We start from the raw sequence: 21435 nt of genomic DNA, 5'->3' as shown, positions 1-21435 counted from the left end.
CCTGGAGTGCTTGTCATGCATCACCGACCTTCCGTATTCAAAGCGTGTGTTTTTCTCGTCGCTGCATCGGCTTCCCTCGCCAGCGTGGTGCAGGCGGCGGACAGCAAGCTTGATGATGTGCTCAAGCGTGGGCACTTGATCGTAGGCACAGGCAGTACCAATGCGCCGTGGCACTTCCAGGGAGCGGATGGCAAATTGCAGGGGTTTGATATCGACATCGGCCGCATCGTGGCCAAAGGCTTGTTCAATGACCCGAGCAAGGTGGAGTTTGTGGTGCAGTCGTCTGACGCACGTATTCCCAACCTGCTCACCGACAAGGTCGACATGAGCTGCCAGTTCATCACCGTTACCGCCAGCCGTGCGCAGCAGGTGGCCTTTACCCTGCCGTACTACCGGGAAGGCGTCGGCCTGCTGTTGCCCAATAACAGCAAATACAAGGAAATCGAAGACCTGCAGGCGGCGGGCGACGACGTCACCGTGGCTGTGTTGCAGAACGTGTATGCCGAAGAGTTGGTGCACCAGGCACTGCCCAAGGCCAAGGTCGATCAGTACGACAGCGTTGACCTGATGTACCAGGCCGTGAACTCAGGCCGCGCCGATGCTGCTGCCACCGACCAGTCCTCGGTCAAATACCTGATGGTGCAGAACCCTGGCCGCTACCGCAGCCCCACCTACGCCTGGAGCCCGCAAACCTATGCCTGTGCGGTCAAGCGGGGCGACCAGGACTGGCTGAATTTCGTCAACACCGCGCTGCACGAAGCCATGACCGGTGTGGAATTCCCCACCTACAAAGCCTCGTTCAAGCAGTGGTTCGGCGTGGACCTGCCAGAACCGGCGATTGGTTTTCCCGTGGAATTCAAGTGACCCGCAACAACAGGGGCGTGCCTGAACACGCCCCCTTCAGGTGCTGCTGACCATGAACTATCAGTTGAACTTTGCCGCCGTCTGGCGTGATTTCGACACCTTGCTGGCGGGGCTCGGCCTGGGGCTGCAGTTGGCGTTGCTGTCGATCGCCATCGGCTGCGTGATCGGCCTGTTGATGGCGTTTGCCATGCTTTCCAGGCACCGCGCGTTGCGTATTATTGCCTCGGTGTATGTCACCGTGGTGCGCAACACCCCGATCCTGGTGTTGATCCTGTTGATCTACTTCGCCTTGCCCTCCCTGGGCATTCGGCTGGATAAGATTCCCTCGTTCATCATCACCCTGTCGCTGTATGCCGGCGCCTATCTCACCGAGGTATTCCGTGCAGGCCTGGTGAATATTCCCAAGGGCTTGCGGGAAGCCGGCCTGGCCATCGGCCTGGGGGAGTGGCGGATTCGCGCTTACATCACCGTGCCGGTGATGCTGCGCAACGTGTTGCCGGCACTCTCGAACAACTTCATCTCGCTGTTCAAGGACACCTCCCTGGCCGCCGCGATCGCGGTGCCGGAGCTGACCTATTACGCCCGCAAGATCAACGTCGAAAGCTACCGGGTGATTGAAACCTGGCTGGTCACGACCGCGCTCTACGTGGCTGCCTGTTACCTGATTGCCATGCTGCTCCGTTACCTGGAACAGCGTTTGGCTATCCGTCGTTAAGGAAGGGCCCCATGTACGAATCCCCCAGTTGGCTGCATGAATTGTGGATCGCCCGCGAGACCCTCTGGGCCGGCTTCCAGGCCAGCGTGGCGGTCTCGGCGCTGGCGATTGTCTTTGGCACCCTGATCGGCATCGTCGCCGGGTTGATCCTCACCTACGGCAAGTTCTGGATGCGTGCGCCGTTCCGTCTGTACGTCGATTTGATCCGTGGCACGCCGGTGTTTGTGCTGGTGTTGGCATGTTTCTACATGCTGCCGGCGCTTGGCTGGCAAATCAGTGCGTTCCAGGCCGGTGCGGTCGGGCTCACCTTGTTCTGTGGCTCCCATGTATCGGAAATCGTGCGCGGCGCGCTGCAGGCCATTCCCCGTGGGCAATTGGAAGCGGGCAAGGCCATTGGCCTGACGTTCTATCAGTCCCTGGGCTATGTGCTGCTGCCCCAGGCGCTGCGGCAGATCTTGCCGACCTGGGTCAACTCCTCCACGGAAATCGTCAAGGCTTCCACCTTGCTGTCGGTGATCGGTGTGGCCGAATTGCTGCTCAGTACCCAGCAGGTGATCGCGCGCACCTTCATGACCCTGGAGTTCTACCTGTTCGCCGGTTTTCTGTTCTTTGTCATCAACTACGCCATCGAATTATTCGGGCGCTACATTGAAAAGCGGGTGGCCTTGCCATGAACCAAGCTCAAACCAACCCAGCGCTGCTGGACATTCGTGGCCTGCGTAAACAATACGGCCAGGTGGAAGTGCTCAAGGGCGTCGACCTGTCCATGCAGCGCGGCAATGTGGTGACGTTGATCGGCTCCAGCGGCTCGGGCAAGACCACCTTGCTGCGCTGCGTGAACCTGCTGGAAGAGTTCCAGGGCGGGCAGATCACCCTGGATGGCGAGTCCATCGGCTACAGCGATGTCGGCGGCAAGCGTGTACGCCACCCGGAGCGAGTGATCGCCCAGCACCGCGCAATGACCGGCATGGCGTTCCAGCAATTCAACCTGTTCCCGCACCTGACCGCGCTGCAGAACGTCACCCTCGGCTTGCTCAAGGTCAAGAAAATGGGCAAGGATGAAGCGGTAGCGCTGGCCGAAAAATGGTTGGACCGCGTCGGCCTGCTGGAGCGCCGCAACCACTTTCCCGGCCAATTGTCCGGCGGCCAGCAACAGCGCGTGGCCATTGCCCGGGCCATTGCCATGAACCCCAGCCTGATGCTGTTCGACGAAGTCACCTCGGCCCTCGACCCGGAGTTGGTGGGCGAAGTGCTCAGCGTGATCAAGGGGTTGGCGGAGGAGGGCATGACCATGTTGTTGGTCACCCATGAGATGCGCTTTGCCTATGAGGTCTCGGACCAGATCGTCTTCATGAACCAGGGCCGCATTGAAGAGCAGGGCAGTGCGAAGGACATCTTCGAGCGGCCGCAGTCGCCGCGCCTGGCGGAATTTCTCAAGAACATTCGTTTTTAACAAGGAGCAACTTTATGAGCACTACTCGTTACGGCACCGGCAGCACCGCAGGTGGCGGCCAGCCACGTCCGTTCGCCCGCGCTGTGGAAGCCGATGGCTGGCTGTACGTGTCGGGCCAGGTGCCTGCGGTGGACGGTGAAATCATCAGTGGCGGCATCATCGAGCAAACCCGCCAGACGATGCGCAACGTGGTGGCGATCCTCGAAGAAGCCGGCTACGAACTCAAGGATGTGGTGCGGGTGGGCGTATGGTTGGAAGACCCACGGGACTTCTGGAGTTTCAACAAGGTATTCGGTGAATACTTCACCCCGGAGCACGCACCGGCGCGCGCCTGTGTTCAGGCCAATATGATGGTCGATTGCAAGGTCGAGATCGATTGCGTGGCCTACAAGAAAAAGGCCTAACTGATCATTCCCACGCTCTGCGTGGGAATACCGCCTTGGACGCTCCGCGTCCGCGCATGTGACGCAAAGCGTCACCGCATGCATTCCCACGCAGAGCGTGGGAACGATCATCTGGAACGGGACCGAGTACTGCCATGACCGAAGACACCATCAAACGCCGCGCCAAAGGCCTGGACCGTGCGTTCGATATTCTCGATTTTCTCAAGGAAATCGGCCAACCCCTGCGCCCGAATGATATCGCCAGCGGCATTGGCAGCCCCAAATCCACGGTCTACGAACTGGTAGCGTCGTTGCTGGAGCGGCGCATCCTGGAGACCGTGGGCAAGGACGGCCACGTGTACCTGGGGCGCCAGCTGTATTTCCTCGGCCAGGCACACTTGCGTCACTTCGACCTGACCCGCGAGGCCGACCACGCCTTGCAGGAGATCGTCAGCCAGACCCACGAAACCGCGCAGATGTGCCTGCTCAACGGGCGCAAATACACGGTGGCGCTGATGCGCGAGGGCCAGCGGCATTTCCGTATTTCTTCGGACATCGGTGAAAACGCGCCCATTCCGTGGACTGCCTCGGGACGCTTGTTGCTGGGGCATTTGAGCGATCAGCAGATCGTCGACCTGATCGATCCCGACGATTTCATCCTGCCGGATGGCCTGCGCCTGCCGCTGGACACTTTCCTGGCGCAGATCCGCCAGGCCAGCCTGGATGGTTTCTTCTCCTTCGACAGTGTGGCCGACACCTTCACCCACTGCTTTGCCGCCCCGGTGCGCGATGCCCAGGGCGTCAGCATCGCGACCCTGTGCATCGTCGCCCCCCGGGCTGATGCGAGCAAAAACTACCACGACTATCGCCGGGTACTGATCGACAGTGCCAACAGCCTGGCCCGGCGCATCAACGAATAGGAGTTTTCCATGTCTGCCCTCAATGCCGTTGAAAAAGGGGCCGCCGCAGTCGGTGCCCATTTGGTTCGCGATGTCAGCCTGCCGGCCCTGGTGCTGCACCGTGACGCCCTGGAACATAACATCCGCTGGATGCAGGACTTTGTCCGCAGCAGCGGCGCCGAGCTGGCGCCCCACGGCAAGACCAGCATGATGCCCGCGCTGTTCCAGCGCCAGATCGCCGCCGGTGCCTGGGGCATCACCCTGGCTACCGCCGTGCAGACCCGCGCCGCCTACGCCAGCGGCGTGCGTCGCGTGCTGATGGCCAACCAACTGGTGGGCGCGGCGAACATGGCCTTGATCGCCGACCTGCTGGCCGACAAGGATTTTGACTTCCATTGCATGGTCGATCACCCGGACAACGTCGCCGACCTGGGCCTGTTCTTCGCCGCCCGTGGCCAGCGCCTCAACGTGATGATCGAGTATGGCGTGGTCGGTGGCCGGTGCGGCTGCCGCAGCGAGCAGCAAGTGCGCGACCTGGCCAAGGCGATCCAGGCCCAGCCGGCATTGGCCCTCACCGGTATCGAGGGTTACGAAGGCGTGATCCACGGTGAGCACGCCATCAGCGGTATCCGCGCCTTCGCCGCCAGCCTGGTGAGCCTGGCGGTGGAACTGCAAGACAGCGGCCTGTTCGACCTGCCCAAGCCGATCATCACCGCATCGGGCTCGGCCTGGTACGACCTGATCGCCGAGTCGTTCGAAACGCAGAACGCCGCCGGCCGTTTCCTCAGCGTGTTGCGCCCTGGCAGTTACGTGGCCCACGACCATGGCATCTATAAAGAGGCGCAGTGCTGCGTACTCGAACGCCGCAGCGACCTCAACGAGGGCCTGCGCCCGGCAATGGAAGTCTGGGCGCATGTGCAGTCGTTGCCGGAGCCTGGTTTTGCGGTGGTTGCCCTGGGCAAGCGCGACGTGGCCTACGACGCCGGTTTGCCGGTGCCACTCAAACGCTACAAGGCCGGGATCGTGCCGGCGCAAGGTGATGATGTGAGCGGGTGCAAGGTCACGGCGGTAATGGACCAGCATGCGTTCATGACCGTGGCGCCCGGGGTTGAATTGCGTATTGGCGACATCATTTCCTTTGGTACGTCCCACCCTTGCCTGACCTTTGATAAATGGCAGGTGGGGTGCCTGGTGGATGAGCAGTTGCAGGTGGTCGAGTCTCTGCGTACCTGCTTCTAGACCGCGTCGAGGCTATCGCAGCGATGCGGCGACCCGACAAGCCAGCTCCCACAGTGACCGCGTTTTAACTGAAGGAATGCAGTCGAATGTGGGAGTCGGGCTTGCCCGCGATGGGGCCCTCCAGCACACCTGAGAACTTTGCCATGAACACCCACCCCCGCATCGCCCTCATCGGCGAATGCATGATCGAACTGCAACACCGCGCCGACGGCAGCCTGCACCAGAGCTTCGGCGGCGACACCCTGAACACTGCGGTGTACCTGCGTCGCGAGCTGGGCGATGCCGGCAGCGTTGACTACGTCACCGCCCTGGGCGATGACAGCTTCAGCGATGCCATGTGTGAGCATTGGCACGCCGAAGGCCTTGGCCTGGGCAGGGTCCAGCGTCTGCCTGGGCGCCTGCCGGGCTTGTATTGCATCCAGACTGATGCCCAGGGCGAACGTAAATTCCTCTACTGGCGCAACGAAGCGGCCGTGCGCGACTGCTTCACCACGCCTGCCGCCGAGCCGGTCCTGGCGGCATTGCCGGGCTATGACGTGGTGTATTTCAGTGGCATTACCCTGGCGGTGCTGGGAGACATCGGGCGTGAGCGCTTACTGCAGGCGCTGATCGAAGCCCGCCGGCGCGGCGCCAGGGTGGTGTTCGATAACAATTACCGGCCCCGGTTGTGGGCCGATGTGCAAACGGCTCGTGAAGCGTATCGCAGGGTGCTGGCCGAGGTGGACATTGCCTTGCTCACCGAGGATGACGAACGCGCGTTGTTTGGTTATGAGGATAGCGATCAGGTGTTCGCGGCGTACCCGTCGATTGCAGAAGTGGTGCTCAAGCGGGGAGCGGATGCGTGCCTGATTCGTTGCGCGGGCGAGCGCTTTGCGGTGCCGTCGTTGAAAGTGGAGAAGGTGGTGGACACCACGGCGGCGGGGGATTCGTTCAGTGCGGCGTATTTGGCCTGTCGGCTCAAGGGTGGCTCGCCCCAAGACGCCGCACTGGCGGGGCATCGGTTGGCAAGCCGGGTGATTCAGGTGCCCGGGGCGCTGATACCGAGATGATCACTGATCGTTCCCACGCTCTGCGTGGGAGCGCAGCCCGGGACGCTCTGCGTCCCAGAAGCGGACGCAGAGCGTCCAGTGAGGCATTCCCACGCAGAGCGTGGGAACGATCGGAGGCAGCCGTATCAATCCCGGTAAAACACCTGCACCAGGTGATACCCAAACTTGCTCTTGATCGGCCCGTGCACCACCTTCACCGGTTTCTTGAAGATCACCGCATCAATCGCCCCCACCATCTGCCCGGGCCGCACTTCGCCCAGGTCACCACCGCGTTTGCCCGACGGGCAGGTGGAGTACTTCTTGGCCAGCACATCAAAGGCTTCGCCCTTGGCAATGCGCTGCTTGAGTTGTTCGGCTTCTTCGCTGGTTTTCACCAGGATATGACGGGCTTGGGCTTTCATGGGGCTCTACCAGCTGTGCGACGGCGCGCGATTATGCCTGAACTCAGGCCTCGACGCCGATCATGCTACGGATTTTGTTGGCCAACAGGTCAATGGAAAAAGGCTTGGCGACCATGTCCATACCATCCTCCAGGAACCCCTGGCGCTCGGCGGCTTTCTCGGCATAACCGGTCATGAACAGCACGCGCAGGCCTGGGCGATGCTGGCGGGCGATTTCCGCCAGTTGCCGGCCGTTCATGCCGGGCAGGCCAACGTCGGTCACCAGTAAGTCCACACGCAAATCCGACTCCAGCAGCGGCAGCGCCGCACGGGCATCCGCCGCCTGGTGCGCGGTGTAGCCCAGTTCGTCGAGCACATTGACCACCAACATGCGCACCGCCGGGTCGTCCTCGACCACCACCACCGCTTCACCGGCCAGGGCCACGGGCGCTTCGGTCAGGCTGGCGGGCAGGCTGCTTTCCAGCGCCGTGCCATACAAACGCGGCAGGTACAGGCGCACGCAGGTGCCCTGGCCCGGTTCGCTCTGGATGGTCACATGGCCGCCGGATTGCTGGGCAAAGCCGTAGATCATCGACAACCCAAGGCCAGTGCCTTGGCCGATGGGCTTGGTGGTAAAGAACGGGTCGAACGCCTTGGCGAGGATTTTCGGCGCCATGCCGCTGCCGTTGTCGCTCACGCCAAGCATCACATAGTCACCGGCCTTGACCGGTTCCAGGGTGGTGATGTCGGTGCCGTCCAGATAACTGTTGGCGGTTTCGATCAGCAGCTCACCGCCGTCGGGCATGGCGTCGCGGGCGTTGATCACCAGATTGAGCAGGGCATTTTCCAGTTGGCTGGCGTCGGTGTTGACCGGCCAGATGTCCTTGCCCAGTTGCACCTTGAGCGTGATATGCGCGCCCTTGGTGCGCCGGAACAGGTCTTCCAGGGACGCCACCAGTTGGTTGGGGTCGGTGGGGCGACGGTCCAGTGACTGGCGCCGCGAGAACGCCAGCAGCCGGTGGGTAAGGGCGGCGGCACGGTGCGCGGAGGACACGGCAGCATCGGCAAAACGGCCGATATCGTCGCTGCGCCCGGCGGCGATATAGCGCTGCATCAGGTCCAGGCTGCCGATGATGCCGGTGAGCATATTGTTGAAGTCATGGGCGATACCGCCGGTGAGCTGACCGACCGCTTCCATCTTCTGCGCATGGCGCAGGGCATCTTCTGCACGTTCGCGCTCGAACATCTCGTTCTGCAGGCGCTGGTTGGCCTCGGCCAGCGCCTGGGTGCGCTGGGCCACGCGTTCTTCAAGGTTCTCGTTGAGGTGGCGCAGGGCCTCTTCGGTGAGCTTGCGTTCGGTCTCGTCGATCACAAAGATGTAGAAACCATTCACCGAGCCGTCACTGCTAAACCGCGGCAGGTACTTCATCAGCGCATGGCGGGGGCGGCCGTCGCGATGAGGCGTCACCGTCATGAAGCTGCACGCCTTGCCCTTGAGCGCGGCGGCGATCTTGTCTGCGCGCCCGGCATACACCTCGTCGCCGAGCACTTCGCGGATGGTCTTGCCGTACAGCTCCTGGGGCGTCTTGCCATACCACTCGAGGTAAGCGCTGTTGTTGAGGCGAAAGCGCTGTTCGTGGTCAACGTAGCCGATCAATACCGGCATGGCGTTGATGATCAGTTGCAGCTCGGTCTGGCTCTGGCGCAAGGCCTGCTCGGTGTTTTTGCGCTCGGTGAGGTCCAGCGCGGCGCCGAGGAACCGCGCCGGCCGGCCCTGTTGATCCTTGTAGCAGCGGCCACGGGCGAACACCCAGCGCACCTGGCCATCGGCCTGTTGCAGGCGGTATTCCTCGGCGTACTCGGTGCCATGGGTGATGCAATGCTTGATGCTACGCGTCACCGTGCCCCGGTCTTCGGGATGCACGCCGTGCAGGTAGGCGCTGATGGGCAGCAGGCTTGAATCGTTGGGGTCGACGCCATGCAGGTAGGCGAAATGGGCGTCGGCGATGAAGCGGTCTTCACCGATATCCCAGTCCCAGGTACCCACCGCGTCGGTGGCCGCCAACGCGAGTTGCAGGCGTTGCTCGGTGTTGTGCTGGGCCTTGAGGCTTGCTTCGGAGCGCTGTTGCAGTTCGAGGGTTTTGCTGCGTCGCTCATTGGTTTCAATGGCCGTGACCAGAATGCCGGCTACCCGGCAGCTTTCATCGCGCACCGGGCTGTAGGTCAGATCCAGCCAGATTTCGGTATCGCAGCCCTGGCGATGCAGCACAAAGCGTTGCTCGCTGAAGGTGCGCACCTGGCCGCCGAGCACGGCGTCGTACACCGGCGCGGCGAAGCTTTCAAGCTCTGGCCAGGTGTGGTGCGCCGGCTGGCCCAGGGCGCCGGGGTGCTTGCTGCCAATCAGGTGTGCAAAGCCATCGTTATAGAGTTGCGTGAGGTGCGGGCCCCACAGCAGTACCATCGGCATGGGCGAATGCACGACGATATCAACGGCAGTGCGCAGGCTTTGCGGCCACTCACTGGCCTCACCGAGTGGGCTTTGCGCCCAGTCCAGCCGCTTGATCAACGCAGCGGCTTCGCTACCGGTGGATGTTCCATTCATAAAAAGCCCTGAGCATGACGCTTTGAAAAATGACAACACCCATTATCCCAAGGAGCGGCAACGGGTGGCTACCCCGGAAAAATAGCATGCCTTGAGGGTTTTTCTTCAAAACGCTGCGTCAGCGCTGAAACCTTTCATCTAATAAGCCAGCTCAGCTCTGTCGCGAAATTGCTCCAGTGCCTGGGGGTTGGCCAGGGCATCGGTGTTTTTCACCGGCTCTCCATGCACCACGTTGCGCACCGCCAATTCGACGATTTTGCCACTGATGGTGCGGGGGATATCCGTGACAGCGAGGATCTTGGTCGGCACATGGCGCGGTGTGGTGTTGGCGCGAATCACCTGGCGGATCTGCTGTTGCAGCGCCTCGTCCAGTTCAATTCCATCATCCAGGCGCACAAACAGCACCACGCGCACGTCGTCCTGCCAATGTTGGCCGATGGCGAGGCTTTCCAGCACCTGCGGGACCTTTTCCACCTGGCGATAAATCTCGGCGGTGCCAATGCGCACGCCGCCGGGGTTGAGCACCGCATCGGAACGCCCGTGGATCAACAGGCTGCCGTTGGCGCGTTGCTCGGCATAGTCACCCTGGGCCCATACACCGGTGAACTGACTGAAATACGAAGCGCGCAGTTTCTGCTGCTGCGGGTCGTTCCACAGCCCGATGGGCATGGCAGGGAAATGCCGAGTGCACACCAGTTCGCCTTTCTCTCCGATCAGGGGCCGGCCCTGGTCGTCCCACACTTCGATGGCCATGGCCAGGCTCTTGCACTGCATTTCACCGCGCCGCACCGGCAGCACCGGGTTGCCGATCACAAAGCAGGAGACAATGTCGGTGCCACCGGACATCGAGGACAGGCACAGCTCGGCTTTGATCTCGCGGTACACGTAGTCGTAACTCTGGGGCGACAGCGGCGAGCCGGTCGAAATCAAGCCCTTGAGGCTGCCCAGATCGTGGCTCAGGCGCGGCTGCAACCCGGACTTTTCCAGGGTGGCGAGGAATTTGGGGCTGGTGCCGAACACGCTGATTTTTTCCGCATCGATCAGGTCGATCAAACGTTCGGGGCCGGGGTGGAACGGCGAGCCGTCGTACAGCACCGCGGTGGCGCCGATCGCCAGCACCGACACCAGCCAGTTCCACATCATCCAGCCGCAGGTGGTGTAATAGAACAGGCAGTCCTCGCGGTTCAGGTCGGCATGCAGGCCGTGTTCCTTGAGGTGAGTCAGCAATACGCCGCCAGTGCCGTGGATGATGCATTTGGGGATGCCGGTGGTGCCGCTGGAATAAAGGATATACAGCGGGTGGTCGAACGGCACCGCGACAAATTCGGGTTCGCCGCCGGCTTGATAGAAGTCGTCCCACAGCGCGACGTGGGCGTGGGTGGTGTAGTCCCCAGCCTGCGCTTCGGGCTTGGCGTAAGGCACGATGATCAGCTGTTGCAGGGAGGGCAGGCGTTCAAGGATCTCATTGAGCTTGGCGCTCTGGTCGATGCGCTTGCCGGCATAGCGGTAACCTGCGCAGGTGATCAGCACCTTGGGCTCGATCTGGCCGAAACGGTCGATGACGCCCTGCGTGCCGAAGTCTGGCGAGGAGCACGACCAGATCGCACCGAGGCTGGTGGTGGCGAGCATGCCCACCAGGGTTTGCCAGGTGTTGGGCATACACGCGGCCACCCGGTCACCTATGCCGACCCCGGCCGCCCGCAGGCTTTTTTGCAGGCCGGCAACCTGTTCCGCCAGTTGTGCATAGCTCAACTGTTCACGTTGGCCGTCTTCGCTGACAGCCACCACCGCAGGATGATCGTCACGGCGGCGCAACAGGTGTTCGGCGAAGTTCAGGGTGGCGCCGGGAAACCATTGGGCGCTGGGCATCTCGATGTCTTCGATCAGCGTGACGCTGGATGGGCTGCGAAACTGCACGTCGAAGAACGCGACAATCGCCTGCCAGAAATCCGGGCGCTGGTCGATGCTCCATTGGTGCAGGGCGGGGTAGTCGTCGAGCTGCACGCCGTGCCGTTGGTTGATGAAGCGGCGGAACTGATCCATGCGCGTATTGGCGATGCGTTCCGGGGAGGGTTGCCAGAGGATGTCGGACATAAGCTGCCTCTTCTCGTTCCCACGCTTCGCGTGGGAATGCCTGACTGGACGCTCTGCGTCCGCTTTTGGGGCGCGGAGCGCCCCGGTCTGCGCGCCCACGCAAAGCGTGGGAACGATCATCACGGGTTTACTGGGCCAGCCAGCCACCGTCGATGTTCCAGGCCGCGCCGCGCACCTGGGCACCGGCTTCACTGCACAAGAACAGCACCAGCTCCCCGAGCTGCGACGGCGTCACAAACTCCAGCGACGGCTGTTTCTCTGCCAACAGATCCTGCTGCGCCTGCTGGGGGTCTATTCCAGTGGCCACGCGATCATCAATCTGCTTCTGCACCAGCGGCGTCAGCACCCAGCCCGGGCAGATGGCGTTGCAGGTGACATTGCTGGTGGCGGTTTCCAGGCCCACCACCTTGGTGAGGCCGATCACCCCATGTTTGGCCGCCACATACGCCGCCTTGCCCACTGAGCCGACTTGCCCATGCACCGAGGCGATATTGACGATACGCCCCCAGCCCTTGGCCTTCATGCCCGGCAAGCTCAGGCGTGTGCTGTGGAACACCGAGGACAGGTTGATGGCGATGATCGAATCCCAGCGCTCCACAGGGAAGTCTTCTACCGCTGCCACATGCTGGATACCGGCATTGTTGACCAGGATGTCCGCGCCACCGAACTCGCGCTCGGCATAGGCGAGCATGTCGACGATTTGCGCGGGGTCGCTGACGTCGGCCGGGTGATGCCCGACCTTGCCGCCAAACGCCTGCACCTGGGCGACCACCGCGCTGGCGTCGCCAAAGCCGTTGAGAATCAGGTTGGCGCCGGCCTTGGCCAGGCTCAGGGCAATCCCCAAGCCGATACCGCTGGTGGAGCCGGTGACCAGGGCGGTCTTGCCATTCAAAGTTGTCATGAAAACCTCACACAATGCCGGTGGCGTAGAAAGTGCCGATCACCACGAACACCGCAAGGGTCTTGATGATCGTGATGCCAAAAATGTCCTTGTAGGCTTCGCGGTGGGTCAACCCGGTGACCGCCAGCAGGGTGATCACCGCGCCGTTGTGGGGCAGGGTGTCCATGCCGCCGCTGGCCATGGCCGCGACTCGGTGCAGCACCTCAAGGGGGATATTGGCCGCGTGGGCGGCTGCAATGAAGCTCTCGGACATCGCCGCCAGGGCGATGCTCATGCCGCCGGAAGCGGAGCCAGTGATACCGGCCAGCAAGGTCACGGTGATCGCTTCGTTGACCAGTGGGTTGGGGATGCCCTTGAGCCAGTCCGCCAGTACCAGAAAACCTGGCAGCGAGGCGATTACTGCGCCAAAGCCGTATTCCGAGGCGGTGTTCATTGCCGCCAGCAGCGCACCGCTTACCGCGCTTTTACTGCCTTCGGCCAGCTTGCTCTTGATCGCCGAGAAGCCGAACACCAGCACCACGATAATCCCCACCAGTAATGCCGCCTGCACCGCCCAGATCGCGGTGAGCTTGGCGATTTCGGTGGTCACCGGCGCGCTCATGCCCGGCAGGCTGAGGCTGTGGGTCTTGCCGTACCACTGCGGGATCCAGTGGGTGAACAATAGGTTCATCACCCCCACCAGGATCAGCGGCGACAGCGCGACCCATGGGTTGGGCAAGGCAAGGTTGTCGGCGGTTTCCGGCTCATTGCGCAGCTCGGTGCCATAACCTTCACCGGCGCGCTGGGCTTTGTTGCGCTGGCGCGCGAGGTAGAGCATACCGGCGCAAAACACGAAGATCGTGCCGATCAGCCCCAGCCACGGCGCCGCCCAGGCGGTGGTGTTGAAGAAGGTGCTGGGGATGATGTTCTGGATCTGCGGCGTGCCGGGCAGGGCGTCCATGGTGAACGAGAACGCACCGAGGGCGATGGTCGCCGGGATCAGGCGCTTGGGGATATTGCTCTGGCGGAACATCTCGGCGGCAAACGGGTACACCGCAAACACCACCACGAACAGCGACACGCCACCGTAGGTGAGCAGGGCGCAGACCAGCACAATCACCAGCATCGCCTGGCGCGTGCCGAGCAAGCGGATCGCAGCGGCCACGATCGAGCGCGAAAACCCCGACAGCTCAATGAGCTTGCCGAACACCGCACCGAGCAGGAATACCGGGAAATACAGCTTGATAAAACCGACCATCTTTTCCATGAACACCCCGGTAAAGGCAGGTGCGACGGCGGACGGGTCGGTGAGCAGCACCGCGCCAAGGGCGGCGATGGGGGCGAACAGGATAACGCTATAGCCACGGTAGGCGGCCAGCATCAGCAGCGCGAGCGCGGCCAGGGCAATGATCACACTCATGGTGTGTCTCCATCGGATTGTTATTGTTGTGGGTGAGGCTGTGGGAGGAAGCTATAGCGAGATGTGTGCCAGATTTTTAAGTTGTTGATATATATGAATTTATTTACTTTTTAAAGACGGTTTTCCAGAAGGCAGTCTCAATCGAGAGACGAGTGGAGATCCCTTGTGGGAGCTGGCTTGCCTGCGATAGCGGTGTAACAGTGCCATATTCTCTAGCTGAACCAACGCGATCGCAGGCAAGCCAGCTCCCACACAGGATTGTCTCCATAATGGGAATGTAGTCTCTTTAATGAGACTAAGTTATTCCAAGAGCCAGCATTTTTTTATACAACGTTGACCGCCCAAGCCCCAACCGCTTGGCTGCCTCTACCACATTCCCTTCACACGCCGTGAGCGCGGCTGCGATCACCTGCCGATCAAACCGTTCCCGTGCCGCACTGAATGTCTCTTCCTCCATCGACACCAGCGCACGGCGTTCAACCGGCGTAAAAGTGCCAATCGCTGTGCGTATCTCCTCGGCATTCAACACCAAGTCATCACTCAGCAACGCCGCCCGCTCCAGCACATTGCGCAGCTCGCGGATATTGCCCGGCCAGGCATGTTGGGCCAACAGCGCCAGGGCATCGCGGTCCAGTTCGTGCTGGCTGCGCAACTCCTCAAGGATCGCCTCGCTCAGCGCCGGAATATCCTCCAGCCGTTCACGCAGCGGCGGCACCTGGATCGGCAGCACGTTGAGGCGGTAATACAGATCGGCGCGAAACTCGCCACGCTTGATCGCCGCTTCCAAGTCCATGGACGTCGCGGCAATCACCCGCACATCGCTGTGCAGCATCTCGTTGGAGCCCACCGGTTCGAATTCCTTTTCCTGCAACACCCGCAGCAATTTGCTTTGCAGTGGCAGCGGCATGTCGCCGATTTCATCGAGAAACAACGTGCCGCCCTGGGCAATCTGGAACTTGCCGGGGCGACCCTTGCGGTCGGCACCGGTAAAGGCGCCGGGTGCGGTGCCGAAGAATTCGGCTTCAAGCAGATCATGGGGGATCGCCGCGCTGTTGACGCTCACAAAGGCTTTGTGCGCCCGTGGCGATGCGCCGTGAATGGCCTGGGCCAGCAGCTCCTTGCCGGTGCCGGTTTCCCCGAGCAGCAATACCGGCGACTCGGCACTCGCACTGCGCCGCGCTCGGCGCTTGACCTCAAGGCTGGCGGCGCTGGTGCCGATAAAGTGCGCAAAATTGTATTTGCTTTGCCGCGAACGCAGCAGCGAGCGCGTGGAGGCCAGCTCCTGCTGCATGCTCAGGTAGCGCTCGATCAGCGGCGACAGGTTGCGCAGTTCATCGAACAGCGCAAACCCAATCGCGCCGATCACCGCCCCTGCCTCGTCGTGGATCGGCAGGCGCATCACCACCAGCGGGCCCTTGGGGGTGTCCTGGATGTCCAGCAGGATCGGCCGGTCATTGCGCACCACCTGGCGCAGCAGGCTGTTGGAAATCACCTGCTCGCAAGGCTGGCCGATGGCTTGGTCGGCGCTCTTGAGGCCAAAACGCTTGGCGTAACGCTCGTTCATCCACACGATGTTCGCATCGCGGTCGACGATGACTGTGCCCTCGCTGGACTGCTCGATGATCTCGAACAGCGACTGGATGGCCAGGCCGCGAACCTGTTGGTAGTCCTTGAGGCTGGTACTCATGGGTACAGAATCCTGTTAATGATCGTTCCCACGCTCTGCGTGGGAATGTCTACCGTGACGCTCTGCGTCACTTGGCGTAGGGCCAAGACACGACGCGGAGCGTCTCGGGTTGTGTTCCCACGCAGAGCGTGGGAACAATCTCATCTCACAAAGGGATGTGCGCTGCTGCCAGCAGTTCTTTGGTGTACGGGTGTTGGGGCGATTCGAACACATCATGGCTCGCGCCACGCTCTACCACCTTGCCATCCTTGACCACGATCATGTCATGGGCCATGGCCCGCACTACCGCCAGGTCATGGCTGATAAACAGGTAGGTCAGGCCGTATTTGTCCTGCAGTTCGCGCAGCAGCGCCACCACTTGTTTCTGCACTGTACGGTCGAGGGCCGAGGTCGGTTCGTCGAGCAGCATCAGCGCTGGCTTGAGTACCAGGGCGCGGGCAATGGCGATGCGTTGGCGCTGGCCACCGGAAAACTCATGGGGGTAGCGATGTCGGCTGGCAGGGTCGAGGCCCACGTCCTTGAGCACCTGTATGACTTGCGCGTCACGCTCGGCCAGGCTGCACGGCGCGTGTACTTCCAGGCCCTCGCTGATGATCTGCTGCACCGACATGCGCGGGCTGAGGCTGCCATAGGGGTCCTGGAACACCACCTGCATCTGCTTGCGCCATGGGCGCATCTGCTGATGGTTGAGCGGGTCCAGGGCCTCACCCTGGAAGCGAATGCCGCCGCTGGAGTCGAGCAAGCGCAGGATAGCCTGGCCCAGGGTGGACTTGCCGGAACCGGACTCGCCGACAATCCCCAGGGTTTTGCCGCGCTGCACGCTGAGGCTGATGCCGTCCACCGCGCGCAGGTAGGTCTTGGCCCGGAACAGCCCGCCACCGAGGGGGAATTGCACGCTCAGGTCATCCACTTCCAGTACCGTCTCACGGGGCTCGCTGCACAGCACATCGCCCGAGGGCTCGGCGTCCAGCAGCAGGCGGCTGTAGGGATGCTGCGGTGCGGTGAACAAGGCCTGGCAGTCAGCCTGCTCGACGATTTCCCCGGCACGCATCACGCAGACCCGCTGGGCGATACTGCGCACCAGGTTGAGGTCATGGCTGATCAGCAGCAGCGACATGCCCAGGCGTTGTTGCAAGGACTTGAGCAGCAGCAGGATCTTGCGCTGCACCGTCACGTCCAGCGCCGTGGTGGGCTCGTCGGCAATCAGCAGTTCGGGCTCGCAGGCCAGGGCCATGGCGATCATCACTCGCTGGCGTTGGCCGCCGGACAATTGATGGGGGTAGGCCTTGAGCCGTTCCTGGGGTTTCTGGATGCCCACCAGTTCCAGCAATTCGAGGATGCGCGCCTGCGCCGCCTTGCCGCCCAGGCCCTTGTGCAGCAGCAGGGTTTCGCCGATCTGCTTTTCGATGCTGTGCAGCGGGTTGAGGGAGGTCATCGGCTCCTGGAAGATCATGGCAATGCGGTTGCCGCGCAATTTTTGCAAGGTACTCGGTGAGGCGCCGATCAGTTCCTGGCCGCGATACTTGATGGAGCCCAGGGTTTCGGTGCCGGCTTGCGGCAGCAGTTGCAGGATCGAATGGGCCGTCACCGACTTGCCCGAGCCCGACTCGCCCACCAGCGCCAGGCACTCGCCAGGGCGCACGTCCAGGCTCAGGTTGCGCACGACGGTCTGGCCGTTGAAGGCGACGCACAGGTCGCGGATTTCGATCAGGTTCATACGCAGTCACTCATGAGCGGGGGTCGAAGGCATCACGCAGTGCCTCGCCGATAAACACCAGCAACGACAGAATCAGCGCCAGGGTGAAAAACGCCGTCAAGCCCAGCCACGGCGCTTGCAGGTTCTGCTTGCCCTGGCCGATCAGCTCGCCCAGGGACGCGCTGCCGGCGGGCATGCCGAAGCCAAGGAAATCCAGGGCGCTCAAGGTGGATATCGCCCCGGTCAAAATGAACGGCAAATAGCTGAGGGTCGCGGTCATGGCGTTGGGCAGGATGTGCCGACGAATGATCTTGCCATCGCCCAGGCCCAGGGCGCGTGCGGCCTTGACGTATTCCAGGTTGCGCCCGCGCAGGAACTCGGCGCGCACCACGTCCACCAGGGCCAGCCAGGAAAACAGCGCCATGATCCCCAGCAACCACCAGAAGTTCGGCTCCACAAACCCCGACAGGATGATCAGCAGGTACAGCACCGGCAGGCCAGACCACACCTCGAGGATGCGCTGGCCGAGCAAGTCCACCCAGCCACCGTAGTACCCCTGCAACGCCCCGGCGGCAATGCCAATGACGGCGCTGATGGCGGTCAGGGCCAGGGCAAACAGGATCGACACCCGTGCACCAAAGATCACCCGGGCCAACACATCGCGGGACTGGTCATCGGTGCCCAGCCAGTTCACCGCCGACGGCGGGCTCGGGGCAGGGCGGGAGAGTTCGTAGTTGGGCGTGTCATCGCTGAACGGAATCGGCGGGAACAGCATCCAGCCGCCCTCCCTCTTGATCAGCTTTTTCACGTAATCACTGCGGTAGTCCGCCCGGAACGGCAACTGCCCACCCCACTGCTGCTCGGTGTAGCGCTTGAACACCGGAAAATACAGCTCGTTCTTGAAACTGAGCACCAGCGGCTTGTCATTGGCGATCAACTCGCCGCCCAGGGTCAGGATAAACAGGCCGATAAACAGCCACAGCGACCACCAGCCACGGCGGTTTTTCTTGAAGCGTTCGAAACGCCGGCGAGCCACGGGAGACAGGTTGAGCATCAGGCGTTCCTCGCGGCGAAGTCGATACGCGGGTCCACCAGGGTGTAGCACAGGTCACCGATGAGTTTTATCAGAAGGCCGAACAGGGTGAAGATAAACAGCGAGCCGAACACCACCGGGTAGTCGCGGGACACGGCCGCCTCGTAGCTCATGCGGCCCAGGCCATCGAGGGAGAAGATGACCTCGATCAGCAGCGAGCCGGCAAAAAACACACTGATAAACGCCTGGGGAATCCCCGAGATCACCAGCAACATCGCATTGCGGAACACGTGACCGTACAGCACCCGGCGTTCGCTCAAACCCTTGGCGCGGGCGGTGACCACATATTGGCGGGTAATTTCATTGAGGAACGAGTTCTTGGTCAGGATGGTCAAGGTGGCAAAGCCGCCGATCACCAGCGCCGTTACTGGCAGTACCAGGTGCCAGAAATAGTCGGCGATTTTGCCCACGGTGCTCAGTTCGGCGAAGTTTTCCGAGACCAGCCCGCGTACCGGGAACCAGTTCAGCGAGGTACCGCCGGCGAACACCACGATCAGGAACATCGCAAACAGGAACGCCGGCATCGCGTAACCGATGACGATGGCCGTGCTGCTCCACATATCAAAGCTGCTGCCATGGCGCACGGCCTTGCGTATGCCCAGCGGGATCGACACCAGGTAGGTGATCAGCGTGGCCCACAGGCCGAGGGAAATCGTGACGGGCATCTTTTCCAGGATCAGGTCAGTTACCGTTGCGCCTCTGAAGAAACTGTTGCCGAAGTCCAATTGGGCATAGTTCTTGAGCATCAACCACAGGCGTTCCGGCGCGGATTTGTCGAAGCCGTATTGTTTTTCGATGTCCTTGATCAGCTTCGGGTCCAGGCCGCGGCTGGCTCGCGAGCCGCTGATGCCTTCGCCGGATGCGCCCGCCACACCTCCGCCACCAATGCCTTGCAAGTGGGCGATGGCTTGCTCCACCGGCCCGCCGGGCGCGGCCTGCACGATCACGAAGTTCACCAGCAGGATGATCACCAGCGTCGGGATGATCAGCAGCAGGCGCCGTACGATATAGGCAAACATCAGTGGGCCTCTCCGCGTTTTTTCAACTCAGCCTGCATTTGTTCGTTCGTCAGCGGGGTGGGGCTGACTTCCCACCAGGTTTCCAGGGCTTCGTCGTTCTTCGCCTCGATGGCCGGGCGCCCGAAACGGTTCCACCATGCGGCGGAGGTGCCCGGTGGGTAATAGTTGGGGATCCACAGGTAATTCCATTGCAGCACGCGGTCCAGGGCGTGGGCATAGGTGAGCATCTTCGCCTGGGTGTCAGCCTTGACCAGGCCATGGATCAGGGTATCGACGGCCGGGTCCTTGAGCACGATGTAGTTGTTGGCGCCCGAATCGAACGCGGCGGCAGAGCCGAAATAGTTGTACAGCTCCATGCCGGGCGAGGTGGTGACCGGGAAACCCGTGACGATCATGTCGTAGTCGCGGGCCATCAGTCGGTTGACGTATTGCGAGGAGTCGATGCGGCGGATATTCAGGGTGATGCCGATCTGCGCCAGGTTGCGTTTGTAGGGCAGCAACAGGCGCTCAAGGCCGTTCTGGACGTTGAGGAAGGTGAATTCCAGTGGCTCGCCCTGGGCATTGACGAGTTTGTCGCCCACAGGTTTCCAGCCGGCGTCTTCCAGCAGGGCCAAGGCTTGCAGCTGTTTGTCGCGGATCATGCCACTGCCATCGGTGACCGGGGCCTTGAACACCTGGGTAAACACCTCGTCGGGAACCTGACCGCGCAGGGGTTCGAGGATCGCCAGTTCTTCCGGGTTCGGTAACTGGCTGGCGGCCAGCGGGCTATTGGAGAAATAGCTCTGCTGGCGGATGTACAGGTTGCGCATCATCTGGCGGTTGGCCCATTCAAAGTCCCACAGCATCGCCAGGGCCTGGCGCACGCGGCGATCCTTGAACATCGGTTTTTGCACATTGAACACATAGCCCTGGGCCGGCTGCGGCATCTCCTTGGCCAGGTGCGCGCGCTGCAGACGGCCATCGTCCAGGGCCGGGCCGTTGTAGCCGATGGAGTAACCGGTGGCGGAGAATTCACGGTTGAAATCATAGGCGCCGCCGCGTAGCACTTGGCGCGCTACTTCGGTGTCGCCGAAGTACTCCAGGCTCAGGTGATCGAAGTTGTACAAGCCGCGGCTGACCGGCAAGTCCTTGCCCCACCAGTCGGGGTCGCGGGTGAAGGTGATGGTACTGCCGGAGTCGATCTTGCTGACCTTGTAAGGGCCGCTGCCCAGTGGCGCTTCGTAGCCGCCGCCGTTGGCAAAGTCGCGGGTCTTCCACCAGTGCTCGGGGAACACCGGCAAAGTGGCGAGATCCAGAGGGAGGGTGCGGTTTTCGTTGCTGGAAAAATCAAAGCGCACCTGTCGTTCGCCTTCGATTTCGACGTGTTTGACGTCTGCAAATAACGTGCGATAGCGCAGGCTGCCTTGGGTCATCAACACGTCAAAGCTGTAGCGCACGTCTTGCGCGGTGATGGGCTTGCCATCGGCAAAGCGCGCCTTGGGGTTCAGGTAGAAGCGCAGTGACAGGCCATCGTCGGCGCGCTCCATCTTTTGCGCCACCAGGCCGTAGACGGTGTAAGGCTCATCCAGCGAGCGCAACGCCAAGGGCGCATACACCCAGCCGTCGACCTGGGATACGCCGATGCCTTTGTCGATATACGGCAGCACATGGTCAAACCGCCCCACCTCCAGCGCGGAACGCCGCAGGCTGCCGCCCTTGGGAGCGTTGGGGTTGGCATAGTCGAAATGGCTGAAACCTTCGGCGTATTTGGCGGGCTCGCCGTACACCGTCAGGTAGGTTTGCGGGGCTGCGATCACCGCAGTGCTGGCCATTAGCAAGGCCAGGGTGGAACAGAGCAGAGATGAAAAAGCCAATCGCATTATCAGCCTTGAGCGCCGGGTAAGAGTCATAAGGATTTGTACGCTAACGGCCTGGGCATCGCCAGTCATCAGATGCACAACGGCCCACCAAAGGGCGGGCCGT

At 62.0% G+C, this 21435-nt stretch carries 18 protein-coding genes; 8 read left to right on the top strand and 10 right to left on the bottom strand.

Annotated features, from left to right (window positions below; all coding sequences use genetic code 11):
- Nucleotides 1-15: 15 nt before the first annotated feature.
- The 8 genes from GIV26_RS02120 to GIV26_RS02085 all read left to right on the top strand — a co-directional run bounded on the left by GIV26_RS02120 (nucleotide 16) and on the right by GIV26_RS02085 (nucleotide 6602).
- Nucleotides 16-864, top strand: a complete 849-nt coding sequence (locus GIV26_RS02120) for a transporter substrate-binding domain-containing protein (protein ID WP_034125742.1) — start codon at nucleotides 16-18, stop codon at nucleotides 862-864.
- Between the two features lie 52 nt (nucleotides 865-916).
- On the top strand, nucleotides 917-1579 hold the full coding sequence (locus GIV26_RS02115) for an amino acid ABC transporter permease (protein ID WP_034125741.1): 663 nt from the start codon (nucleotides 917-919) through the stop codon (nucleotides 1577-1579).
- Nucleotides 1580-1590: 11 nt separating this feature from the next.
- Nucleotides 1591-2253, top strand: coding sequence for an amino acid ABC transporter permease (locus GIV26_RS02110; RefSeq protein WP_034135844.1), 663 nt, complete (start codon nucleotides 1591-1593; stop codon nucleotides 2251-2253).
- A complete protein-coding gene (locus GIV26_RS02105; RefSeq protein ID WP_020301585.1) occupies nucleotides 2250-3032 on the top strand; it encodes an amino acid ABC transporter ATP-binding protein in 783 nt (260 codons plus the stop codon). Before GIV26_RS02110 ends, GIV26_RS02105 begins: the two co-directional genes overlap by 4 nt.
- Before the next feature lie 14 nt (nucleotides 3033-3046).
- Entirely contained in the window at nucleotides 3047-3436 is a 390-nt protein-coding gene (locus GIV26_RS02100) for a RidA family protein (RefSeq protein ID WP_236279400.1), read from the top strand.
- A gap of 134 nt (nucleotides 3437-3570) precedes the next feature.
- Nucleotides 3571-4335 carry an IclR family transcriptional regulator gene (locus GIV26_RS02095; RefSeq protein ID WP_034125739.1) on the top strand — a complete coding sequence of 255 codons (765 nt, stop codon included), beginning with the start codon at nucleotides 3571-3573 and terminating at the stop codon, nucleotides 4333-4335.
- A 9-nt stretch (nucleotides 4336-4344) separates the two neighbouring features.
- Nucleotides 4345-5553 carry an amino acid deaminase gene (locus GIV26_RS02090; protein WP_197882016.1) on the top strand — a complete coding sequence of 403 codons (1209 nt, stop codon included), beginning with the start codon at nucleotides 4345-4347 and terminating at the stop codon, nucleotides 5551-5553.
- Nucleotides 5554-5696: 143 nt separating this feature from the next.
- On the top strand, nucleotides 5697-6602 hold the full coding sequence (locus GIV26_RS02085) for a sugar kinase (protein ID WP_236279399.1): 906 nt from the start codon (nucleotides 5697-5699) through the stop codon (nucleotides 6600-6602).
- Between the two features lie 125 nt (nucleotides 6603-6727).
- On the opposite strand, the gene GIV26_RS02080 is transcribed toward GIV26_RS02085, so the two are convergent.
- From GIV26_RS02080 to GIV26_RS02035, 10 genes are all read right to left on the bottom strand, one after another.
- Nucleotides 6728-7003: a peptidylprolyl isomerase gene (locus tag GIV26_RS02080; protein ID WP_003174397.1), complete on the bottom strand. Its 276-nt coding sequence runs from the start codon at nucleotides 7001-7003 to the stop codon at nucleotides 6728-6730.
- 43 nt (nucleotides 7004-7046) lie between these two features.
- Entirely contained in the window at nucleotides 7047-9584 is a 2538-nt protein-coding gene (locus GIV26_RS02075; protein WP_072447743.1) for a PAS domain-containing hybrid sensor histidine kinase/response regulator, read from the bottom strand.
- 138 nt (nucleotides 9585-9722) lie between these two features.
- Nucleotides 9723-11678, bottom strand: coding sequence for an acetoacetate--CoA ligase (locus GIV26_RS02070; RefSeq protein ID WP_236279398.1), 1956 nt, complete (start codon nucleotides 11676-11678; stop codon nucleotides 9723-9725).
- Between the two features lie 127 nt (nucleotides 11679-11805).
- Nucleotides 11806-12579 (bottom strand): 3-hydroxybutyrate dehydrogenase, encoded by a 774-nt coding sequence (locus GIV26_RS02065; RefSeq protein WP_236279397.1) that lies wholly within the window; start codon nucleotides 12577-12579, stop codon nucleotides 11806-11808.
- A gap of 7 nt (nucleotides 12580-12586) precedes the next feature.
- Entirely contained in the window at nucleotides 12587-13978 is a 1392-nt protein-coding gene (locus tag GIV26_RS02060) for a GntP family permease (protein ID WP_054896542.1), read from the bottom strand.
- Between the two features lie 295 nt (nucleotides 13979-14273).
- Entirely contained in the window at nucleotides 14274-15665 is a 1392-nt protein-coding gene (locus GIV26_RS02055; RefSeq protein ID WP_236279396.1) for a sigma-54 interaction domain-containing protein, read from the bottom strand.
- A 145-nt stretch (nucleotides 15666-15810) separates the two neighbouring features.
- Nucleotides 15811-17382, bottom strand: a complete 1572-nt coding sequence (locus tag GIV26_RS02050; protein WP_054896540.1) for an ABC transporter ATP-binding protein — start codon at nucleotides 17380-17382, stop codon at nucleotides 15811-15813.
- Nucleotides 17383-17392: 10 nt separating this feature from the next.
- Nucleotides 17393-18415 carry an ABC transporter permease gene (locus tag GIV26_RS02045; RefSeq protein WP_236279395.1) on the bottom strand — a complete coding sequence of 341 codons (1023 nt, stop codon included), beginning with the start codon at nucleotides 18413-18415 and terminating at the stop codon, nucleotides 17393-17395.
- A complete protein-coding gene (locus GIV26_RS02040; protein ID WP_005788805.1) occupies nucleotides 18415-19473 on the bottom strand; it encodes a microcin C ABC transporter permease YejB in 1059 nt (352 codons plus the stop codon). Before GIV26_RS02040 ends, GIV26_RS02045 begins: the two co-directional genes overlap by 1 nt.
- Nucleotides 19473-21332 carry an extracellular solute-binding protein gene (locus GIV26_RS02035; protein ID WP_236279394.1) on the bottom strand — a complete coding sequence of 620 codons (1860 nt, stop codon included), beginning with the start codon at nucleotides 21330-21332 and terminating at the stop codon, nucleotides 19473-19475. Before GIV26_RS02035 ends, GIV26_RS02040 begins: the two co-directional genes overlap by 1 nt.
- Nucleotides 21333-21435 lie beyond the last annotated feature (103 nt).

The organism is Pseudomonas sp. PA-1-3F, from assembly GCF_021609665.1.
GTDB classification, from domain to species: domain Bacteria; phylum Pseudomonadota; class Gammaproteobacteria; order Pseudomonadales; family Pseudomonadaceae; genus Aquipseudomonas; species Aquipseudomonas paracarnis.
The sequence above is the reverse complement of the archived record's forward strand: the minus strand, read 5'-3'. Positions and strand labels throughout refer to the sequence as shown.